The sequence below is a fragment of the Cupriavidus sp. SIMBA_020 genome (genome assembly GCF_046535395.1).
In the GTDB taxonomy this organism is placed as follows: domain Bacteria; phylum Pseudomonadota; class Gammaproteobacteria; order Burkholderiales; family Burkholderiaceae; genus Cupriavidus; species Cupriavidus campinensis.
On record NZ_JAWRWU010000398.1, the window covers coordinates 1 to 279 of the forward strand.

Consider the following 279-nt stretch of genomic DNA (forward strand, 5'->3'; position numbering starts at 1 on the left):
CCCTCCATTGCAGACAGATCAGTATGCTTTCTTTTTTCTGTCTGCTATGAGGGGATCATATCAATATGAGCTGGGCTCTTCTTTCTTTAACGAAACAAAAGAACAGCTAATATCCCTAGATTAATTATTCCTAAAAGGAAGGAAACGACCGCTATCCCTTTGTTTTTCTGCATAAAATAAAGACCGTTTATAACCAAGATACAGCTGATCAAAGCATCAAATAATCGGAGAGCCATAACGTTAAAATCAACTTCCGACTCAAAAAAGCTAAATATCGAT

The 279-nt window shown here is 36.6% G+C and carries 1 protein-coding gene; it reads right to left on the reverse strand.

Features of this window, described 5'->3' with window-relative positions:
- Window positions 1-86 precede the first annotated feature (86 nt).
- Window positions 87-279 (reverse strand): hypothetical protein (locus SB751_RS29760; RefSeq protein ID WP_410748993.1); only part of this gene is annotated, 193 nt, incomplete at its 5' end.